General features: G+C 66.8%; 16 protein-coding genes and 1 tRNA gene. 13 read left to right on the top strand and 4 right to left on the bottom strand.

Going from position 1 to position 20507, the window contains the following annotated elements:
• Positions 1 to 33 precede the first annotated feature (33 nt).
• The 6 genes from ACT009_RS08840 (at position 34) to ACT009_RS08815 (ending at position 6088) form a co-directional block, all read left to right on the top strand.
• Entirely contained in the window at positions 34 to 678 is a 645-nt protein-coding gene (locus ACT009_RS08840) for a PEPxxWA-CTERM sorting domain-containing protein (RefSeq protein WP_445190734.1), read from the top strand.
• Between the two features lie 98 nt (positions 679 to 776).
• On the top strand, positions 777 to 1049 hold the full coding sequence (locus tag ACT009_RS08835) for a ribbon-helix-helix domain-containing protein (RefSeq protein WP_445194050.1): 273 nt from the start codon (positions 777 to 779) through the stop codon (positions 1047 to 1049).
• 57 nt (positions 1050 to 1106) lie between these two features.
• Complete coding sequence (locus tag ACT009_RS08830; RefSeq protein ID WP_445190733.1) at positions 1107 to 3581, top strand: TonB-dependent receptor; 2475 nt, start codon at positions 1107 to 1109, stop codon at positions 3579 to 3581.
• 95 nt (positions 3582 to 3676) lie between these two features.
• Positions 3677 to 4279, top strand: coding sequence for a tetratricopeptide repeat protein (locus tag ACT009_RS08825; RefSeq protein WP_445190732.1), 603 nt, complete (start codon positions 3677 to 3679; stop codon positions 4277 to 4279).
• Positions 4273 to 4956: a Fe2+-dependent dioxygenase gene (locus ACT009_RS08820; protein ID WP_445190731.1), complete on the top strand. Its 684-nt coding sequence runs from the start codon at positions 4273 to 4275 to the stop codon at positions 4954 to 4956. Before ACT009_RS08825 ends, ACT009_RS08820 begins: the two co-directional genes overlap by 7 nt.
• Positions 4957 to 4978: 22 nt before the next feature.
• A complete protein-coding gene (locus ACT009_RS08815) occupies positions 4979 to 6088 on the top strand; it encodes a PepSY-associated TM helix domain-containing protein (protein WP_445190730.1) in 1110 nt (369 codons plus the stop codon).
• Positions 6089 to 6270: 182 nt separating this feature from the next.
• Here ACT009_RS08815 and ACT009_RS08810 read toward each other — a convergent pair whose 3' ends face one another.
• Together ACT009_RS08810 and ACT009_RS08805 are read right to left on the bottom strand one after the other, a co-directional pair.
• Positions 6271 to 10875: an NAD-glutamate dehydrogenase gene (locus tag ACT009_RS08810; RefSeq protein WP_445193956.1), complete on the bottom strand. Its 4605-nt coding sequence runs from the start codon at positions 10873 to 10875 to the stop codon at positions 6271 to 6273.
• 99 nt (positions 10876 to 10974) lie between these two features.
• Positions 10975 to 12234, bottom strand: a complete 1260-nt coding sequence (locus ACT009_RS08805) for a PAS domain-containing protein (RefSeq protein ID WP_445193955.1) — start codon at positions 12232 to 12234, stop codon at positions 10975 to 10977.
• A 166-nt stretch (positions 12235 to 12400) separates the two neighbouring features.
• Between ACT009_RS08805 and ACT009_RS08800 the strand changes: the two genes are divergently transcribed.
• Together ACT009_RS08800 and ACT009_RS08795 are read left to right on the top strand one after the other, a co-directional pair.
• A tRNA-Thr gene (locus ACT009_RS08800) sits at positions 12401 to 12476 on the top strand.
• Positions 12477 to 12670: 194 nt separating this feature from the next.
• On the top strand, positions 12671 to 13888 hold the full coding sequence (locus ACT009_RS08795) for a tyrosine-type recombinase/integrase (protein WP_445193954.1): 1218 nt from the start codon (positions 12671 to 12673) through the stop codon (positions 13886 to 13888).
• A gap of 126 nt (positions 13889 to 14014) precedes the next feature.
• Here the strand turns inward: ACT009_RS08795 and ACT009_RS08790 are convergent, their stop codons facing one another.
• Positions 14015 to 14248 carry a hypothetical protein gene (locus tag ACT009_RS08790; protein ID WP_445193953.1) on the bottom strand — a complete coding sequence of 78 codons (234 nt, stop codon included), beginning with the start codon at positions 14246 to 14248 and terminating at the stop codon, positions 14015 to 14017.
• A gap of 325 nt (positions 14249 to 14573) precedes the next feature.
• Between ACT009_RS08790 and ACT009_RS08785 the strand changes: the two genes are divergently transcribed.
• The 5 genes from ACT009_RS08785 to ACT009_RS08765 all read left to right on the top strand — a co-directional run bounded on the left by ACT009_RS08785 (position 14574) and on the right by ACT009_RS08765 (position 19546).
• Entirely contained in the window at positions 14574 to 14987 is a 414-nt protein-coding gene (locus ACT009_RS08785; RefSeq protein WP_445193952.1) for a hypothetical protein, read from the top strand.
• A 140-nt stretch (positions 14988 to 15127) separates the two neighbouring features.
• Positions 15128 to 15535: a hypothetical protein gene (locus tag ACT009_RS08780; protein ID WP_445193951.1), complete on the top strand. Its 408-nt coding sequence runs from the start codon at positions 15128 to 15130 to the stop codon at positions 15533 to 15535.
• A 69-nt stretch (positions 15536 to 15604) separates the two neighbouring features.
• The gene (locus tag ACT009_RS08775) at positions 15605 to 15862 is read left to right on the top strand and encodes a hypothetical protein (protein ID WP_445193950.1); all 258 of its coding nucleotides are present in this window, start codon (positions 15605 to 15607) and stop codon (positions 15860 to 15862) included.
• A 517-nt stretch (positions 15863 to 16379) separates the two neighbouring features.
• Positions 16380 to 17822, top strand: a complete 1443-nt coding sequence (locus ACT009_RS08770) for a sugar porter family MFS transporter (RefSeq protein ID WP_445193949.1) — start codon at positions 16380 to 16382, stop codon at positions 17820 to 17822.
• Positions 17823 to 17881: 59 nt separating this feature from the next.
• Positions 17882 to 19546, top strand: a complete 1665-nt coding sequence (locus ACT009_RS08765) for a sodium:solute symporter family transporter (protein ID WP_445193948.1) — start codon at positions 17882 to 17884, stop codon at positions 19544 to 19546.
• Here ACT009_RS08765 and ACT009_RS08760 read toward each other — a convergent pair.
• Entirely contained in the window at positions 19528 to 20505 is a 978-nt protein-coding gene (locus tag ACT009_RS08760; protein WP_445194049.1) for an aldo/keto reductase, read from the bottom strand. The genes ACT009_RS08765 and ACT009_RS08760 overlap by 19 nt on opposite strands.
• Positions 20506 to 20507: the final 2 nt, after the last annotated feature.

Raw genomic sequence — 20507 nt, 5'->3', positions numbered from 1 at the left:
GTGGCGAAGCTTGGACAGGGGGGGGATATGGAGATGATATCCGTTTCGAGGATCGCGGGTGCGGTGTTGCTGATGTCGATCGGAGGGACAGCGCACGCGGCGACGATCGATTTTACCGACGGAACCAATTCCTTCGACGGACCCGAATCCCTGTACAATCGCTACACCGAAGATGGGTATGACTTCACCGGCAAGTTCAGCGTCGATTATCACTGGCTGGATGTCAGGGGCGACGAGATGCAACCCGCGTTGCTGATGGACATGGAGTTCAATCAGTTCGACATCACGGCGTCGGGCAAGCCATTCGCGCTGTCGTCGTTCGATTATGCGGGGTTCAATTCTCCCCGACCCAACTCGATCACCTTCACCGGCTATCTCGCAGGCACCAAGGTGTACACCATCACCGAAAACGGCAATTATGGTCAATCGAGCGGCAAGCGTTTCGGAAACTGGGTCTATGGCGATTACCAGAAGATCGAAGTCGAGTGGGCGATGGTCGATCGGATCTCCTTCGTCGTGAACAGAACGCATGGGACGGACCTGGACAATTTCGTCCTTACCGACGTCGCGACCCCGGTGCCCGAACCGACGACCTGGGCGATGATGCTCATCGGCTTCGGCCTGATGGGCGCGACGCTGCGGACGCGGCGTCGTTCGGCGGCGCTTTCGCACGCGTAACAGCGGCGGTGAGGTAAGGAAGCCGTCGGCCCATGGCCGGCGGCTTTCGGCGTTGCCGCCCCCTTGTGCCGATCGTCGATCGCGGGCAGCGACGGACGATGACGATCGCTGCGCCGCCCGCGGGCTTCGAAGGCCCGGTCAAGCGATCGATCACGATCGCGGGGCATCCGACGTCGATCAGCCTGGAGCCGGTGTTCTGGACCGCGTTGGAAGAGGTCGCGCGGCGCAATGAACTGCCGCTGAGCGCGCTCGTCGCGCAGATCGATGCGCTGCGGATCGTCGCGCCCGCGCCGCCCAATCTAGCGAGCGCACTGCGAAGCTGGCTGCTCCAAAGCAAAATCTGCGGCGAAGATGAGAATAAATCTCAATAGCGTTGACAGTGCGAACGACTCTCAATAGCGGGGCTCCACGACATAAGGGGTTCCACGATGATGACGTCCTCGCCGCGCGCGATGCTCGGCCACGGCTTTCTTGCTCTGTCCTGCGTAGGCGCGTTCGCGACCGCGCCGGCCTATGCCGCCGACGAGCCGACTGCGGTTGATACCGAGAGCGACCAGAGCCGCGAGGACATCCTCGTCAACGGTCAGCGCGTGCCTCAGGAGGCCAATCCCAAGCAGGTCGCCCGCGTGCTCGACACGCCACGATCGGTGATCGTGCTGCCCAAGGAGATCATCGAGCAGACCGGATCGAACAGCCTGCAGGACGCGCTGCGGACCGTGCCCGGGATCACGTTCGGCGCGGCGGAGGGGGGCAATCCGATCGGCGACCGTCCGTTCATCCGGGGCTTCGACAGTCAGGGCAGCATCTATGTCGACGGCGTGCGCGACCTGGCGGCGCAATCGCGCGAGGTGTTCGCGGTGGAGACGGTCCAGATCGTCCGCGGATCCGATTCGACGCTCGGCGGACGCGGCAGCGCCGGCGGCACGATCAACATCCTGTCGAAGCTGCCGCAGCTCGACACCTTCGGGCGCGTCGCCGGCAGCTATGGCGAGGCGGACTACAAGCGGGTCACCGGCGATCTCAACCTGAAGCTGTCCGATACCGCGGCGTTCCGCGTTTCGGGGGTGTGGCACGACCAGGATGTCGCCGAGCGCGACGCCCTCTACCAGCGTCGCTGGGGCGTGGCGCCGTCGATCACGATCGGGCTCGGCACGCCGACCCGGCTGACCGCGACCTATTACTATCTCGAGAGCCACGAGTTGCCCGACAGCGGCAATCCCTATCTCTACACGATCGGTAACGCGCCCGGCACTGGCCGGATCGACAGCCTGCCGGCGCTCGGCACCGTCACCACCCGCGGCGGCCAGACGGGCGTGATCGATCGCGCCGCCTTCTACGGCCTGAAGGATCGCGATTTCCGCGATGCGACGACCAACCAGGCGATGCTGCGCGCCGAGCATGATTTCGGCGGCATCACGCTGCGCAACACCGCCCGCTACACGCACAGCAAGCAGGCCTATATCTATACCCAGCCCGACGACAGCCAGGGCAATGTCTTCGGCACCACCGCCACCAATGTGGGCGCGAACCTGACCAGCGGCGGCTATGTGTGGCGGCGGGCCAATACCCGCTACGGCTATACCGAAAGCATCGTCGACCAGACCGATCTGTTCGGCAAATTCAACACCGGCAGCGTCGAGCACAGCTTCTCGCTCGGCACAGAACTGGCGTGGGAAAAGACGCGGCGAGGGACCTTCGTCGTGGCGAGCGGATCGACCAGCACGCCGCGCTGCACGGCCGCGAGCGTCGCCCGCTTCAATTGCACGAGCCTCTTCGCGCCCAACGCCGCCGATCCCTGGGTGAATTACACCAGCGACATGTCGACGGTGCAAACCCCGATCGTGCGCGGTGCGGCGAATACCGAGACGCAGAACGACGCCAATACCCGCAGTCTCTACGCGTTCGATTCGATCACGCTGGTGCCGCAGTTGATCCTCAACCTCGGCGCGCGGGTCGATCGCTTTTCGTCGACGGTTCGACTGCCGGTCGCGGTCGGCGCCAACGTGGCCAAGCTCACGCGCACCGACACCTTGTTCAACTGGCAGGCGGGACTGGTGTTCAAGCCGACGCCCGAGACCAGCCTCTATACGAGCTATGCGACCTCGGCGACGCCGCCCAACAGCCTGCTCGGCGAGGGGCGCGAGGATAATGCGCTTCCGACGACGATCACGCCTACCAATCTCGACCTGCTCGACCAGCTGAAGCCGCAGAAGACCCGGTCGTTCGAGGCCGGTGCGAAAGCCAGCCTGTTCGGCGATCGGCTCGCGCTCGGCGTCGCCGCGTTCCAGACGGAGATCCGCAACGCGCGCACTCAGGTCGATGCGACCACCGTCGCCTTTCTCGGCGAGACACGGATCCGTGGAATCGAAGTCAACGCCAGCGGCACCATCCTGCCGGGCTGGACGGTGTTCGGCGGTTACACCTTCCTCGATCCCAAGATCATCGAAGGCGGCAACACGGCGCTGACGGCGCCCGCCGTCGGACCGCGCGCCGCGCAAGTGGTGTATGTGCCATCGGTCAACAACGGCAAGCAGACGCCGCAGACCGCGCGCAACAGCTTCACCGCGACGACCAATGTCGAGCTGGTCCCCGGCCTCCAGATCGGTGGCACCGCGATCTACATGGACAAGCAATATGGCGGCTATGCCGACAACCGCACCGCGACGCAAAATGCGGCGGGCGTCGTCACGATCACGCCGGCGACCAAGGTGCTCTACCGGCAGATCCCGAATTACTGGCGGTTCGATGCGCGGGCGAGCTACCAGCTAACGCCGATGGTGCAGCTCAGCGTCAACGCCCAGAACCTGACCAACAAGATCTATTACAGCCAGGCATTCTCCTCGCACTACGCGACGACCGCGCCGGGTCGCACGGTATTCGGCACGGTGGCGGTGTCCTTCTGATCGACGCGCTCGCCACGCCCGGACCGGCACGCGCGGCGCTGCTGCGCGAGGCCGCTGCATCGGGAAATGCCGATGCGCAGGCGATCTATGCGCAGATGCTGCTCGACGGCGACGAGGTGCCGGCGGATCCAGCCGCCGCGCTGCGCTGGTTCGTGAAGGCGGCGGCGCAGCACCATGCGATGGCACTGAACATGGTCGGGCGCTGCTACGATCTCGGCTGGGGGACGCCGCCGGACAAGGTGCGCGCGGCGCAGTGCTACCGCGTCGCCGCCGAGCGCGGTCTGGATTGGGCGATGTACAATTATGCGACGCTGCTCGCGCTGGGCGAGGGCGTGGCGGAGGACAAGGTCGCGGCGTTGATGTGGCTTGAGAAGGCGGCGGCGTTGGGCAATGCCAAGGCGATCAACTTCGTCGGCAGTTTCGCCGAAGACGGCTGGGCGGGACCGCGTGACATGGCGAAGGCGGCGGATTGCTATGCGCGTGCGGCGGCAGGCGGCGACTTTCGGGGCGCGTTCAACCATGCGCGGATGCTCGGCGCGGCGGGCGAGGTCGACGCCGCGCTACCGTGGCTGCGGCAGGCGGGCGCCACCGGCAACGCACGCTTCATCGAGCAGGCGGCGACATGGCTGACGGCGAGCGGGATCGCGGGCTTTGCGACCCTCGGCCTCGACGCCTTGCGCGGGGGTGCGTCGTGCTGATCGCGATCCCCGACCTGATCGACGCCGCCACGGTGGCGCGGATCCGTGCGATCATCGACGGCGCGGCATGGGTCGACGGCAACGTCACGTCGGGGCCGCAATCCGCGCTCGCCAAGCGCAACGAGCAGCTGCCCGAGGAGTCGGCGGCGGCGCGCGAGGCGGGGGCGCTGGTGCTCGATGCGCTAAGTGCCTCGCCGCTGTTCGTGGCGGCGGCGCTGCCGCTGAAGGTCTTTCCGCCGTTGTTCAACCGCTATGCGGGCGGGCAGGCGTTCGGGCTGCATGTCGACAATGCGATCCGGATCCGCCGCGGCACCGACTTCCGGATCCGCAGCGACCTGTCGGCGACGCTCTTCCTCGACGATCCCGCCAGCTACGACGGCGGCGAGCTGATCATCGAGGACCAGTTCGGGCCGCAGAGCGTGAAGCTGCCCGCGGGGCACATGATCCTCTATCCCGCGTCGAGCCTGCACCGGGTGACGCCGGTGACCCGCGGGGTGCGCACCGCGTCGTTCTTCTGGCTGCAGTCGATGGTGCGCGACGATGCTGCGCGGCGGACGCTGTTCGAGCTGGACCAGGCGGTTCAGGAGGTCGCGGCGACGCACGGGCAGGGCGATGCGACGGTGGTCAAGCTGACCGGGGTGTACCACAATCTGTTACGGCGGTGGGCGGACGCATGACCGCGATTTCAGGGGCTTCGAGATGACGAAACAGGCATGGCGGCGGACCTGGTTCCAGGTCCACAAATGGATTGGGCTGATCCTGGCGATCGTCATCGTTCCCTTGTCGCTGTCGGGTGCGGCGCTGGTGTGGGACGAGGCGCTGGACCGCGTCGTCAACCCCGCGCGCTTCGCGGTGTCCGGGGAGACGCTGCTCGCACCCGACGCCTATGTCGCGGCGGCGCGCGCGGTGCTGAAACCCGGCGACCGCGTCGCCCAGCTGACGCTGCCGGTCGAAGGGGGGCCGGTGGTGGTCGCCGCGGCGCCCGCGGGTAAGGCGGCGGCGCGGCCGGGGCCGCCGCAGCGGACGATGGTCTATCTCGATCCACCGACCGCGCGGGTGCTCGACGTGGCGGCGAGCGGGGGCGGCGTGCTGCGGTTCCTCCATGTCCTCCACGGCAGCTTGCAGATCCCCGGCGTCGGCCGCTCGATCGTCGGGTGGATCGGGGTGTTCATGATGGTGTCGAGCTTCACCGGGTTGTGGCTGTGGTGGCCGATGGTCGGCAAATGGCTGCGTGGCCTGCGCTGGCGGCGGCACCGCCATACCGACACCAACCTCCATTACCTGATGGGCTTCTGGATCGCGCTGCCGCTGTTCGTGCTGTCGCTGACCGGCGCGTGGATCTCCTTCCCCGCCTTCTTCGGCGCGCTGTCGGGCGGCGCGCCAGCGCGCGGGGCCGGGCCGGACCGGGCGGCGATGGCGCGGGCCAAGCCGCTCGCAAACCCCGCGCAGCCGCTGGGCGTGGTGATCGACAAGGCCGAGGTGGCATCGCGCGGCACGCTGCGCAGCGTCGCCTGGCCGACCGACCTGACCGCCGACTGGACCGTGACCTTCGCGGGCAAGCAAGGCCCCGGCGAGACGGTGAAGGTGGCGGACGACACCGGCACCGCGCTGGCGGCCCCGGCGCGCCCGCAGGCCGGCGTGGCGCGGCTGATGCGGCGGATCCACGACGGCACCGGAATGGGCGCGTTGTGGCAGACGATCATCTTCCTGGGCGGAGTGCTGCCGGCGGCGCTCGCGGTGACCGGGGTAATCATGTGGTGGCGCGCGCGGGGGTGGAAAGCGAAGCTCGCGGCGCGGCGGGCGGCTTAGCTCGCAATGATCTCCCTATCTTCCGTCATCCCGGCGAACGCCGGGACCCATGGACACGCTGAACAAGCGTCGGGGCGCTACGTGTGGCGGCACCGCTTCCATGGGTCCCGGCGTTCGCCGGGATGACGGAGGGGGGTGGGACTGGTTACCCAATCAACCTCAACTGAACCCGACCGCCAAACCTACCGTCCCAGCAGCACCCTTGCCTGGCCCGCGATCTGCGCGAGCATCGCGGCGTTCGGTGCGGTGGAGTGGCGGGCGCGGTCGATGACGGCCTTGAACTGGGTCACCCGGGCGGCGTTCGTCGTCAGCCAGGCGGCCACCGCGCCTTGCGGATCCGTGCCGGCGGCCTTCAACAGATATTCGAGCCGGACCTGCTGAAAATCGCGCGACAGGTTGGCGAGCAGCAGCCGCTCCCAAGGGTCGCTCGACACGATCCTGGCGGCGGTCGCCTGTGCCCAGTCGAGGCCGAGCGCCTGGCCGAGATGGGTGAAGGCGCGGGTCAGCGCGAGTTCGTCGAGCCCCAGCCGCTGGCCGAGATCGGCGAGGCCGACCGCGCCGTCCATCTCGAACAGCCGCACGACCTTGGCGGCTAGCGCGGGCGGCGCGCCGACCGCCTCGAGCTGCGCGGCGATGCGGGCGCTCTGCGCGCTGGCTTCTTCGAGCAGCAGCGCCTTGGTCTGTTCGTCGAGCTTGGTGATGCCCGCGTCCAGCCGCTCGATCACCGGGCCCGGCGTGGTGCCGGGGCGGTTGATCCGCAACAGGTCCGCGATCTGCGAGCGGGTGGCGAACGCGACCTCGTCGAACATCGCGATCCGCGCCGCCTCCGGCATCGCCGCGCTCTCGATGTCGCGCCATAGCGCGTCGAGCCCGAACAGGCGTTCGCACACCACGAACATCGCGGCGACGTCGGCGATCGCGGCGCCTTCCTCCTCGGCGACCTCGAACGGATAGAGCACGCCCATCCGGTTGACGACACGGTTGGCGAGCTTGGTGGCGACGATCTGCGGGCGCAGCCGGTGTTCGTCGATCGCGGTGGCAAAGCGATCGCGCATCGCCGCGGGGAAGGCGGCGTGGAGATCGCTGGCAAGCTCGGGCGCGGTGCCGAGGTCGCTGTGCTCGATCGCCTCCTGCAGCGCCAGCTTGGCGGTGGCGAGCAGCACCGCGAGTTCGGGCCGGGTGAGCCCGGCGCCGTCCTGGCCGCGGCGAAGCAGTTCCTCGTTGGCACCGAGGCCCTCGACCGCGCGATCGAGCCGGCCGGCGCCTTCGAAGATCTCGATCAGCTGGACATAGCTCGGGATCGCGGCGGCGCCGTCGGCCTCCGCGATCGACAGCGCCAGCGTCTGGAGGCGGTTGTCCTCCAGCACGAGATGCGCGACGTCGTCGGTCATGCTGGCGAGCAGCGCGTTGCGATCCTCGTAGCCGAGCCGGCCCTCGATCACCTCGCGGTTGAGCGCGATCTTGATGTTGACCTCGTTGTCCGAACAATCGACGCCGGCCGAATTGTCGATGAAGTCGGTGTTGATCCGGCCGCCGCGCGCCGAGAAGGCGATGCGGGCCGCCTGCGTCACACCGAGATTGGCGCCTTCGCCGACCGCGGTGACGCGGAGTTGCTCGGCATCGACGCGCAGCCGATCGTTGGCGGGATCGCCGACCTGGACGTTGTTCTCCGCCGCGGCCTTCACATAGGTGCCGATGCCGCCGAACCAGAGCAGGTCGGCGGGGCTTTTCAGGATCGCCGAGATCAAGGTCGTCGGATCCATCTCGGTCGCGGTGATGCCGAGCACCGCGCGCGCCTGGGGCGACAGCGCGATGGTCTTGGCGGTGCGCGCGAAGACGCCGCCGCCCGCCGAGATCAGCGAAGCGTCGTAGTCCGCCCAGCTCGACCGCGGCAGCGCGAACAGGCGGGCGCGCTCGTCCCAGCTGGCGGCCATGTCGGGATCGGGATCGATGAAGATGTGGCGGTGATCGAACGCCGCGACCAGCCGTATCGTCTTCGACAGCAGCATGCCGTTGCCGAACACGTCGCCCGACATGTCGCCGCAGCCGACCACGGTGACCGGATCGGTCTGCACGTCGACGCCACGTTCGGCGAAGTGGCGCTGGACCGAGACCCAGGCGCCCTTGGCGGTGATACCCATCGCCTTGTGATCATAGCCGACGCTGCCGCCGCTGGCGAAGGCGTCGCCCAGCCAGAAATCGCGTTCGAGCGCGAGCGCGTTGGCGACGTCGCTGAAGGTCGCGGTGCCCTTGTCGGCGGCCACGACGAAATAGGGATCCTCGCCGTCGAGGATCCTGACGCCCTGCGGGTGCACGACGCGCCCGTCGACGATGTTGTCGGTGATCGACAGCAGCGTGCGGATGAAGATGCGGTAGCTCTCCGTCCCCTCGGCAAGCCAGGCGTCGCGATCGGCCGCAGCGGAGGGGAGCTGCTTGGGGTAGAAGCCGCCCTTGGCGCCGGTCGGGACGATCACCGCGTTCTTGACGCGCTGCGCCTTCATCAGCCCGAGGATCTCGGTGCGGAAATCGTCGCGGCGATCGGACCAGCGCAGCCCGCCGCGCGCGACCGGGCCGGCGCGCAGGTGAATGCCCTCGACCCGCGGCGAATAGACCCAGATCTCGCGCCATGGCACGGGAGCGGGGAGGCCGGGGATCAGGTGGCTGTCGAGCTTGAACGCCAGCGCCTCCTCCGCGCCGGGGGCGAAGGCGTTGGTGCGTAGCGTCGCGGCGATCAGGTTGCGATAGGCGCGCAGGATGCGGTCGTCGTCGATCGCCGACACCGCGTCGAGGCCCTGTTCGATCGCCGCATCGGCCGCAGCGAGATCGCCGCTGCCGTGCGGGTCGTGCGCGGCGGCGAAGCGCTCGATCAGCGCCGCACCGAGCCGCGGCGCGCGGCGGATCGCGTCGACCACGGTGTTGAGGCCGTAGGGCAGCCCCGCCTGTCGAAGGTAGCGGAACCAGGCGCGGAACAGCACCACCGCGGCGGGGGCCATCCCGGTCTCGACGATCAGCTGGTTGAAGGCGTCGTTCTCGGCGCGGCCCTCGAGCACCGCGGCGATCGCGCCTTCGAGCACCGCGACGTCGCCGCCGTCGGCGGGGGCGGCGACCTCGACCACGAAATCATGGACGAAGGCATTGGTCTCGTCGCGCAGGCGGGTCGGCAGCTCGCCGATCACGCGGAAGCCGAAATTCTCGAGCACCGGCACCGCGTCCGACAGCGCGAGTGGCCCGAGCTTGTAGATCTTGAGCCGGCGGTCCTCGCCCGCGACCGCGGGGAACAGCCGCACCGAGCGGCTTTCCGGGGCGTCGAGCCCGGCGATCCTAACGATGTCCGCCGCGGCCTCTTCGGGCAGGCTGACGTTGCGGTAGTTTTGCGGGAAGGTCGCCGCCCAGCGCAGCGCGAGCCGTGCGGCGCGCTGCGTCGTCACCGTTTCGGCAAGCGCGGCCTCGACATCGGGCACCCAGCCGCGGACCATCTTCTCCAGTCGGTCGGCGAGCGGCGCGACATCGGGCATCCGCCCTGCGCCACGCAGGTCGATCGTGTAGCGCAGCAGCGCGACGGTGCCGTCCTCCAGCGCGATCGTCCAGTTGAGGATCGATCCGTTGGCGGCCTCCGCCAGCATGTCCGCGATCGCGACGCGGCGCGCGGTGGTCAGTTCGTCGCGCGGCAGCCAGGCGAAGGCGAAGAGGTGGCGGCCGAGGGCGGACTGGACCAGCACCAGCGCGGGGCGCGGGCGATCGGCCAGCGACATCGCGGTGAGCGCGAGATCCTCGAGCTGATCGGGGGTGAAGCCGATGACGATGTCGTGCGGCAGCGCGGTCATCGCATGGGTCAGTGCCTTGCCGGCATGGCCCTTGGGATCGAAGCCGACCTTCGCCTCCAGCTCCGCCAGCCGCGCGCGCAGCACCGGGATGTCGCGCGGCCGGGTGGCGAGCGCGGCGCTGGTCCACAGCCCGGAATGGATCGACAGCCCGGCGACCTTGCCCGCCTTCATGAGCGGCACGACGACCAGGTCGAGCGGGACGGCGCGATGGACGGTCGAGATCAGGCTGGATTTCAACAGCAACGGGGCCTCGCCGCCGCGGTCGAACCAGTCGATCGCGAGCCCGCGCGATGCCTCGGCGAGGATCGGCACGCGGTGATCGTTGCGCGCGATGCCGAGCGCCTCGCCCGCGGCGCCGTCGACATGCCAATCCTGGTGGCCGAGCAGCGTGAACTGCCCGTCGAGGAACCATTGCAGCAGCGCAGCCCCTTCGCCCTGGGGCAGCGCCGCCTCGTCGCGCGCCATCGCGCGTTGCAGTCGGGGCCAGTCGGCCACCGCGGCGCGGACATCCGCGAGCACCCCGCCGAGATCGTCGATCAGGTCGCGGCGTTCGCGCGCGTCGACCCGCTCCATCTCGATATAGATCATCGATTCCGGGCTGCCGGCGCCGCCGATCTCCTCCAGCTTGCCGTCTACCGAACGGCTGGCGCGGACCACCGGATGGATCACGCGTTCGATGTCGATGTCGTGCGCGCCGATCGCGGCGGCGATCGAATCGACCAGGAACGGCATGTCGTCGTTGACGATCGCGAGCCGCATGCGGCGGCGGACGTCGTCGCTCGACACCGGTTCGAGTGCGATCGCCGGCGCGCCGGGCAGGCGGGTCTGCGCCGCGATGGTGACGAAGCGCGCCGCCTCGGCGATCTCCTCCCGACCGAAGTTCTTCAACTCGCCCGGCAGGGCTCCGCGGGTCAGCCGGGCGGCAAGCGCTTCCGACGGTTCATGCGACGTGGTGACAGCCATGGGAGGGGCGTATGCTCCTGCCGACGGCCTATCTCAAGGCCGCGCGCGATTTCCGATAGTTTCTCGCAGGCGCAACATAAGTTCTGCCTGTGTCGCGGGTCAGGCAGCGCGGCGGACGATGCCGTCGACCAGCGACTTGCCCTCGACGCGCTTGATCACGTCGACGGTGCCGTCGCTGCCGGCGCGGGCGAGCAGCACCACGAATTCGTCCTGCACCGCCTCCAGCGCCAGCGTGCCGAGCACCGGCAGCGTGCGGAGTTCGGCGGCGGCGCGGGCGTAGAGATCGGCGGCAGGCGCCGACGCGGGGCGACGCGCGGCGCGTTCGGCGGCGACGATCGCCTTGATCCCGCCCTCGGCGCGGTCGAGGAAGTCGGCGAGTTCGCCCGCGAGCACCCCGGCGCGGCGGCCGGCGGCGAGCACCGCGGCATATTCGGCGATCCGGGTCTTGTCGTAATCGGCGCCGAACACGAGCTTGACGACCGGGGTCAGTGGCGCGCGGGGCTGGATCTTGATCGCGGCCGCGTCGAGCAGCGCGGCATAGGCGTCCGGCTCGGCATCCGCCGCCAGCGCGAAATCATGCGCGCGGCCGAGCGCACGGTACAGTGCGGCGCGGCCGCGGCCGTCGGCGGCCCGGACCGCGGCGGCGCTCTCGCGGGCAGTGGCGAGCTGATCCTGCAGCGTGCCGGCGGGGGCGGGCGTGGCGATCTCGGGATGATCGGCGCTGGGGCCGTCCGCCCAGATCGTGACGTCGCCCGCGGCGACCGCGGCGGGCCTGGCGACAGTGCGGACCGCAGCGTCGAGCTCGGCGGTCAGCGTCGCCTGGGTCTCGGCATCGGCGACTTCCTTCCAGTTGATGACGCCGTAGATGAAGTCGATGCCGCCGCCATCGGACGAATAGGGCATCAGGATGCCGCGATACAGCGTGGTGCGGCCGCGGGTGCCGACGAATTCGGCCTCGAACCCGATCGGCGCGCGGTTGGCGATGATCTGCAGATAATGATCGGTGAGGCGCGACAGCAGCGATCGGCTCGGCACGTCGACGATGCGGGTGATCGAGCTTTCCAGCCCGCATTCCTCGCGCAGGGTGCGGCCGAGATACGCGATCGTCGGATCCTCGATCCCGCGGGTGAAATCGAGCAGCACGCTGTGCGGGCCGAAATCGGCGATGCGCGCGGGGTCGAGATCCTCGATGTTGGGATAGGCGCGCGATTTCAGCAGCGACACCCAGTGGTTGTAGGCGCGGACATGCATGCGGCGCTCGTCCCCGCCGAGATCGAACAGCTCGTCGGAGACGGTCATTTCGTCCTCGGCATCATCGAGGGCGATCCGCTCCTCATCGAAATCGCGCGCCGTATCCATGCGTCGAATCCCTCAACCTCTACGGGCGACATGCCCCCTTGCGACGCTTGTGCACGGTTGATGGTAAACGCGGAGTAAAGGCCGGCTTGGTCGCCGACCCGCCTTGTCAGCCCCCAACCAAGCTGGTAAGCGCGCCGCCTCGCACCGCCCGATGAGGCGGCGACGGGCCGCTTTAGCTCAGCTGGTAGAGCATCGCATTCGTAATGCGGGGGTCACAGGTTCGAGTCCTGTAAGCGGCACCACTCTCAATTCCGTCAGTGTCCGCGCGGACCTTCGCAAGCTGGCAATTTCCACCCGTTTCGCTTCTGGCTCGGCCGTTGGCCTCCGTGGTCGTTCGTCTGCTTCCGGGACATTCTGGGGGCTTGCTTGGGGGTGCTTTCCTGCACGCTCTGACGCATACCCCCAAGCTACAGAGACAAGGGAGATCAGCTTACGAATGGCGCTCACAGCGACAGCAATCAAAAACGCAAAGCCGAGGCAACGGCCGTATAAGCTCTCGGACGAACGAGGTTTATACCTCCTAATCACCCCTTCGGGCGGCATGTTGTGGCGCTTCAAATATCGTGCCGACGGACACGACGGCGTTGGTACACCGAAGCGCATCGAAAAGTCGCTTTCACTTGGAGCGTACCCAGATGTGACCTTGAAGGATGCTCGGGAGCGACGGGACGCTGCACGACAGTCGCTCGCTTGCGGGATCGATCCGGCACGTAAGAAGCGAGAGGAAAAGCAAGCTTCTCGCGCTAACGCTCTGAATGCGTTCGACGGCGTTGGCGAAGCCTTCATCGCTAAGTGTCAACGCGACGGGCTTGCTGACGCCACCATTAGGAAGCGTCGATGGTTGCTGAAAATCGTAGGAAAGTCTCTCGGAGGTCGTCCTATCGCAGACATCAAGCCAGTCGAAATCTTGGACGCAGTACGACCGTTCGAAGCCGCGCAGAACCACGAGAAGGCACGACGCACCCTAGAATTCGTGGGGGCTGTTTTCAGGTTTGCTGTTGCTTCCCAATTAGTAAGTCATGATCCGACGCGGGACCTCCGGGGCGTGTTATCTGCCCGCCGCCCCCGGCACCTTTCGGCAATTTTGGAACCAACCAAAGTTGGCGAATTGCTACGAGCAATTTCAGGCTACAAGGGGCATGCAGCAACTCAGATTGCTCTTTCCCTTTCGCCGCATGTTTTTCTTCGCCCAGGCGAGTTGCGCAGGGCCGAATGGAACGAGTTGGATCTGGTTACGGGCATCTGGCGTATAGAAGCAGGAAAGATGAAGGGGCGGAAAGAACATGTTATGCCGCTCTCTCGACAGGTTATTCAACTATTCCGCCGTGCTGAAATCCTAACTGGTCAACAGCGGTTTGTATTTCCATCCGTTCGCAGTTCCAACCGTCCTATGTCGGAGAATACCATCAACGGGGCACTTCGGCGTCTCGGATTTACAAGCGAGGAGATGACCGCGCATGGGTTTCGAGCAACGGCAAGTACCCTGCTAAATGAGAGTGGCAAGTGGCAACCCGATGCGATCGAGCGCGCGCTTGCTCACAAGGATCGCGATCGCGTCAGAGCGGCGTACCACCGAGGAGCGCACTGGCAGGAAAGGGTGGACATGGCGCAATGGTGGAGTGACTACCTTGATGAACTTGAGGCACATCTGTGAAGGAAGCCACATTGCGAGACGTTGTGATTTGCAAAAATCATAGCATCTATCGAACGATGCCTAGATCTCGCGTCGCGGCGGCAAGCCGCGGTGGACAGCCGTTTATCTAGGAGGCCGAGCGGGGTGCTAGAGAAGTCGCTTTGTGGTGGAAACCGGCCTGTCCGCTTTCAGGTGAGCGTTGCTGCAGACATACCCGTCACGGCGCCGGCGGCATGGCTCGGCGCTCTCGAATTCCGGAGCCTGGACGCAGGCAACGCGGACCTTCATGCCATTGGCGCACCAGAGCGGTCCGTTGCCGTCGTGTGCCTTAGTGACGGTGCAGGCGAACGATGCCAGCGCGGAAGCGATGATCAGCAACATAGCTCCTCGAGATCAAACTGTTGCCACCCTCGAGGGCAGGCGCTGATCGGCGCGTAGGCTCGACCGCGCGCTCTGAGCCATGGATCGGCTGCGACTTCAACTTCACGTCGGGTAAGAAGATTGCGCTTAACGCGTCTCGCGATAGCTTGACGGAGATCGATGCTCATGTGAGGTTTCGATATCGATCTGGGGCAGGTCGAGGGGGTTCATCTAAGCAGATCGAGCGGGCACGCGCAGCATTGGGCGTGATCGGCTCTTGCCGACTTGAGCTGCCGAATATCGGCTTGGCGACTCCGCCGAGACCGCACACAATGGGAGGGAAAAGATGATCATCCGTACATTGGCGATCGCTGCTACGTTGCTCTTCACGCCGGCGATTGCTTCAGCCCAAGCCGCCCCATCGGGCGCCACACCTATGATCAACGAGGATGTCGGCGTTCCGGTATTCCCTTACGATATCACCGATCGGCCGTACAAGGTGCTCGGCGAGGTGAAGGCCGGCGTCCGCAAGGCAACGCTGTTCAGCAAATCTCCTTCGCAGGAGAAGATCTACAAGGAACTCTGGGAGCGCGGGCGGAAGCTCGGCGCCGACGCGGTAATCAAGGCGACGTATGGTGACTCTCATGTTACCGCTTTCAGCTGGGGCAAGGCGAACGCCACGGGGACTGCGATCAAGTTTCTGGCGCCTGGCGAGGTCGCACCTGCATCTGCACCGGCAGCATCGCCCACCGGCAACTGATCGCAATGCCTCGCCTACTTCGTGTGATCGGCTGCGCCATAGCGCTCGCTGCGGTCACTGCGGATGTCGGAGGGCGGGCTGCTGCGCAGGCGGTGCCCGCTTCCGGTTTGCGCGTGCCCGCCGGGACTTCCATCAAGCTAATGGTGCTGAAGGAGGTAAACAGTCGCGACGCGACGTCGGGCGAACGCTTCAAGCTACGCGTCAACGAGGCGGTGACGGTCGACGGTGGCGTTGTGATCCCCGTTGGCGCCGCAGCCTGGGGTGAAGTGTTGGCTGTCGATGGCACCAGCGCTGCGGGGGGACGAGGTCGGCTATCGGCGAAGCTCCTTTACGTCGAGACGCCGTCGGGCCCGCTGCCGATCGCCGGTACGCAAGGGACTGAAGGCCGGGCAAACACGGCGGGGGTTGTGATCGGTATGGTGACATTCGGCCTGGCCGGCCTGCTGATGCGGGGCGGCAACGCTCTCCTGAAAGCTGGTGATATCATGGTCGGCTATGTTCAGCCCCAACCGGCTGCGGCACCCGCGGAGATGGTCGTACAGCATTAGAGGGAGGAGCCGTACCGCAGGTCGGCCGAGCTTCGCTCACACTGGCCTCGGCGCGATTACCGGTCGGCTATGCACTCGCTCGGCGCGCCAGGTAGTGCCCCGATCGGCATCCTCCTGGATCACCTCCATCACATCGAGCGGCATTCACGAGCAATTGTAAACCTCATGATCGCGTATGACATCAATCTTCGTCCGCAGAGCGGTAAGATCGGGCGCCGGCGTTTCGACGAGCTGCACCGCAGCGCGTGTAGCGGGCTCGAAAAAGCGGACGGCATCTTGCTCGAGCAGATCGTCCTCTCTCGGGCAGTTCGTCGCGTTCGGACGTGAAACGCGCGAGCAGGGACAACCTCGCGGTTCCACGGGACATAGGGACCAAGACCGCTCAAGAAGCCACTTCCTTGAGCGCCTTAGCAAGTATCTGTCCGCGATCAGTTCGCGCGAAGCATTTCAGTGACGAGCTTGGTAAGCGCGCGTGGCCATATGAACGAGCGTCCGAAGTCGGCAAGTGGAGCAGGGCACGCGGACGCCCGGGTTTGGTCTTTTTGGTCGATAGCTGCCGGCCAAATCGTGCGCAACAGCGAAGAATATCGTCGCGAAGTTGGTGGTTTTCGTGTCTCGACCCAAGTTGGATCGCACCCGATTGGTAGGGTGCAGTCGCAGGTAGACGAAGCTCTGCCGCAGGCAGGCTGAGGCCACCTTCCTGACAAGCGCTGGACACAGAAGCCAGGTATCATCGCGCACTGGGCTCACGACGAACACCTCGGCCCTTGGCGCTTCGGCCATCGCCGCCATCGTCAAAAATTCTACTTGTAAAGCTCATACCTATAATACAGATACGTATTATATGGATGATCAAACAGTAGGAGTTGTTGGCCCCGCCGCCGATTGCGAGCCTCACCTTATCGTGCGGTCTGACAGCCATGTGCGATTCCTATGGTTCGTCGCGGGGGTGTCGGCGCTGGGTGGCTTGCTCTTTGGCTACGACTGGGTGGTCATTGGTGGAGCGAAGGTCTTCTACGAAGCCTACTTCGGGGTTGTAGAACCGCAAGCGCAGGCATGGGCCATGAGCTGCGCCCTGATCGGATGCTTCATAGGAGCTATCGGATCGGGAACGCTGAGCGAGCTGGTTGGTCGCCGGCGCGCTCTGCTGACGGCGGCGTTCCTCTTCGCGGTCTCGTCGGTTGGGACGGGTTCGGCGACCGCCTTCGGCACCTTCGTGGCGTGGAGGATCGTCGGCGGGCTGGCGATCGGCATGGCCTCGGTGCTCTCGCCCGTCTACATCGCGGAGATCGCGCCGGCGGGGATCCGCGGTAAGCTCGTCTGCCTGAACGAGCTGACCATTGTCATAGGCATCGTCGGGGCTCAGACCGTCAACTGGCTGATCGCCGATCCCATCGGCGCCCATGAGGGGCTCGCTGCCATCCGCGAAAGCTGGAATGGGCAGACTGCATGGCGTCACATGTTCGAAGCTGCGACTATTCCCGCGGTGCTCTTCTTCTTCGGGGCCCTCGCCATCCCCGAAAGCCCCCGCTGGCTCGCGAACAAGGGTCGGTGGGACGAGGCGCAGGACGTGCTGGCGCGATTCGATGGTGCCGCCAACGCTCGGCTCGTGGTGGAACAGATGCGCGGCGCGGCAGACGCGGCTGCTAGAACCAGCCTTCGGCAGGCGGTGCGGCAGCCGAGGACGCAGCGCGCCCTCGTCGTCGGCGTCACGCTGGCCGTCCTTCAGCAGTGGTGCGGCATCAACGTGATCTTCAACTACGCGCAGGAGATCTTCACCGCGGCTGGCTACGCGCTCTCGGCGATCCTGTTCAACATCGTGGTGACCGGCGTCGTGATGTGCGTGTTCACCTTCATCGCCATCGGAGCCGTGGATCGGCTGGGCCGGCGGCCGCTAATGCTGATCGGCTGCGCCGGGCTGGCGATCATCTACCTGGTGCTGGGAGGGCTCTATTTCACCGAGGTGAAGGGTTGGCCGCTGCTCCTCCTCGTGGTGGCGGCGATCGGCTGCTACGCGATGACGCTTGCTCCCATCACGTGGGTCATACTTTCCGAGATCTTCCCGAACGAGGTGAGGGGCAGCCTCGTCGCGGCCTGCTCCGCCGCCCTCTGGGCTGCTTGCTTCGTCCTGACCTACTCCTTCCCGCTGCTGAACGCGTCGCTCGGGACTGCTGGGACCTTCTGGATCTATGCAGGCATCTGCGCGGCCGGTTTCCTCTTCGTGTTCCGCAGCCTTCCCGAGACGAAGGGGCGGAGCCTGGAAGAGATCGACCAGAGCTGGAAATGACGGGCGCAACGCGATGACGGGGCTCAGACATGGCACTTAGTTGGTTAGACATCGTCGTCATGGCGGTCTACCTCGTCGGCATCACCGCCTTCGGCGTCGTGGTCGGCTACAGGCGCAACAGCGGCACGCAGCAGTACTTCCTCGCGAACCGCTCCTTCAACTGGTTCACGGTGGGCGCCGCCGTGTTCACCTCGAACATATCGACGCTGCACCTCGTCGGATTGGCGGCCGGAGGCGCCAAGGACGGCCTCGTGATCGGCAACTTCGAATGGATGGCCTCCTTCATCCTGATACTGCTCGCGCTCGTGTTCGCGCCCTTCTACATCCGTTCCGGCGTGCAGACCCTGCCCGAGTTCATGGAGCGCCGCTATGGTCCTTCGGCCCGGACGTTCCTGGCGATCATAGGGCTGCTGGGCGCACTGCTCGTCCACATCGGCATCAGCCTCTTCGCTGCGGCAAAGCTTTTCGAGAGCTTTCTCGGGTTGCCGATGCTTCCAGTGATCCTCACCCTCTCGCTCTTCACCGTCGTCTACACGGCGCTGGGGGGCCTGAGGGCGGTCGTGCTGACGGAGAGCATCCAGGTGTGCCTGCTGCTGGCCGGCGCGATACTCGTCACCTGGCTCGGCCTTCGGGCTCTGCCGGGCGTCGGCATCCACGACGCCGCGGCCTTCCGCGCCGCCGCGGCGCCCGGGCAGCTCAGCATGCTGCAGCCCGTCCACGACGGCGCGGGCAACCTGAACGGCTTCTCCTGGCTGGCGGTTTTGCTTGGCTACCCGATCCTCGGCATCTGGTATTGGTGCGCGGACCAGACCCACGTCCAGCGGGTGCTCGGCGCGCGCGACCTGCAGGCGGGCCAAAACGGCGCGCTGTTCGCAGGCTTCCTGAAGATCACGCCTGTGTTCCTCATGGTTCTGCCCGGCGTCATCGGCTACGTGCTCTGGCGCAAGGGCGCGTTCTCCCTTCCCGAGGTCGCCGGCAGCGGAACGCCGGACTTCAACGCCATGCTCCCGGTGCTGATCGACCATCTGGTGCCGGTGGGCCTGCGCGGCCTGCTTGCCGCCTGCATGGCGGCTGCGCTGATGAGCTGCATGGCGGCTGCGCTGAACAGCTGCGCGACGCTCGTGTCCCTCGACATCGTGCGGCGGATCGCGCCGGACACGAGCGACCGGCGGCTCGTGCTCATCGGGCGGTGCGCCACCGCGGTGATAATGGTTCTCGCCATGGCATGGTCCACGCAGGGCGATCAGTTCGGCACCATCTTCGAGGCGATCAATAAGATCCCGATGACCTTCGCCCCCGCCGTGACGACGGTCTTCCTCCTCGGCATCCTGTGGCGGCGCGGCAACAACCAGGGTGCGATGGCCACTCTCTACGCTGGCACTCTCATGGGCGTCGCCTACTTCATCCTTGATCTGCCGTCCGTCGGCCGGAGCCTGCTGGACCTGCCGGCCGGCAGGGCCTTCGGCGGCCTGGTCACCGACCCGAGCCACGGTCTGGGCGTCCCGTTCATGCTTGCGGGGCCGATCCTCGCAGGCGCGTGCGTCGCGATCTACGTGATCGTCAGCCTGTCGACGCCGCCGATGGATCCGGCGCGCGTGGCCGCCGTGTCGTGGGACCACCCGCTCGCCTTCCTCCGCGGGCCGCTGGTCGGCGCGTCGGACCCGCGGATCATCTCGGCCCTGCTCCTGGCGACGGTCGCGGCGCTCTATGTCTGGCTGAGCTGAAGTTCGGCCGCATCCGGCGTCGGGACGTCGGCCGGCAGCAGGCCCGACGCGCGGAGCGATCGCCACAGCACGGAGGGGATGAAGGTCCCGGTCCAGTCGGCCATCCTGTCGGCCTGGGCCGGGCTGGCCAGGCCCGCCACCACGCTACGGACGGCCGGGTGGCCGGAGGGAAACTGCAGGGCGGCGGCCGGCAGATCGGTGGAATGGGCGGCGCAGGCCCGGCGAAGCGCATGCGCTCGCTCGACGAGTTCGCGGGGCGCAGCGTCGTAGTCGTAGTGCAGGGTCGCCGACGGGCTCTCGACGAGCAGGCCGGAGTTGTAGGGGCCGCCCACCACCACCTGCACGCCCATGCGGGCGCAGCGGTCGAGGAGGCCGAGCGCGCCCTGCTCCAGCAGCGTGTAGCGGCCGGCGAGCAGGATCAGGTCGAGCGGCACCTTGTCCAGCAGGCGTTCGCAGATCGCGACCTCGTTCACGCCGACGCCGATCGCATCCACCCGGCCGGCGTCGCGCAGGCCGCGCATCGCGGGATATCCCGAAGCGAGGAACTCGCTCAGGTGCGCCTCCGCCGCGTCGCCGTGCGTCAGCCCGCCCAGATCGTGGGCGAGGAGCACGTCGACGCGCGCGACGCCGAGACGCGCCAGGCTCGCCTCGTGCGAGGCCATGACCGCGTCTGCTCCGTAGTCGAACACCGGCTCGAACGGGTCCGCGTCGACGAACCCGTGCCTTGTGCCGGACGCCGAGGTCGGGACGAGCGTCCTGCCGACCTTCGTGGAGATCAGCGCATCGCGGCAGGCGTGTTTGGCCAGCGCCATCCCGAGGCGACGCTCGGCGAGTCCGAAGCCGTAGTGCGGTGCGACGTCGAAGTAGCGGATGCCGTTCCTGAGCGCGGCCTCGACGGTTGCGACCGCGTCGGAGTCGGACATGGGGCGGTAGAGGTTCCCGAGCGCGCTGCACCCCATCC

It is taken from the genome of Sphingomonas sp. Tas61C01 (assembly GCF_052567495.1).
This window is presented reverse-complemented; position numbering and strand designations above follow the sequence as displayed.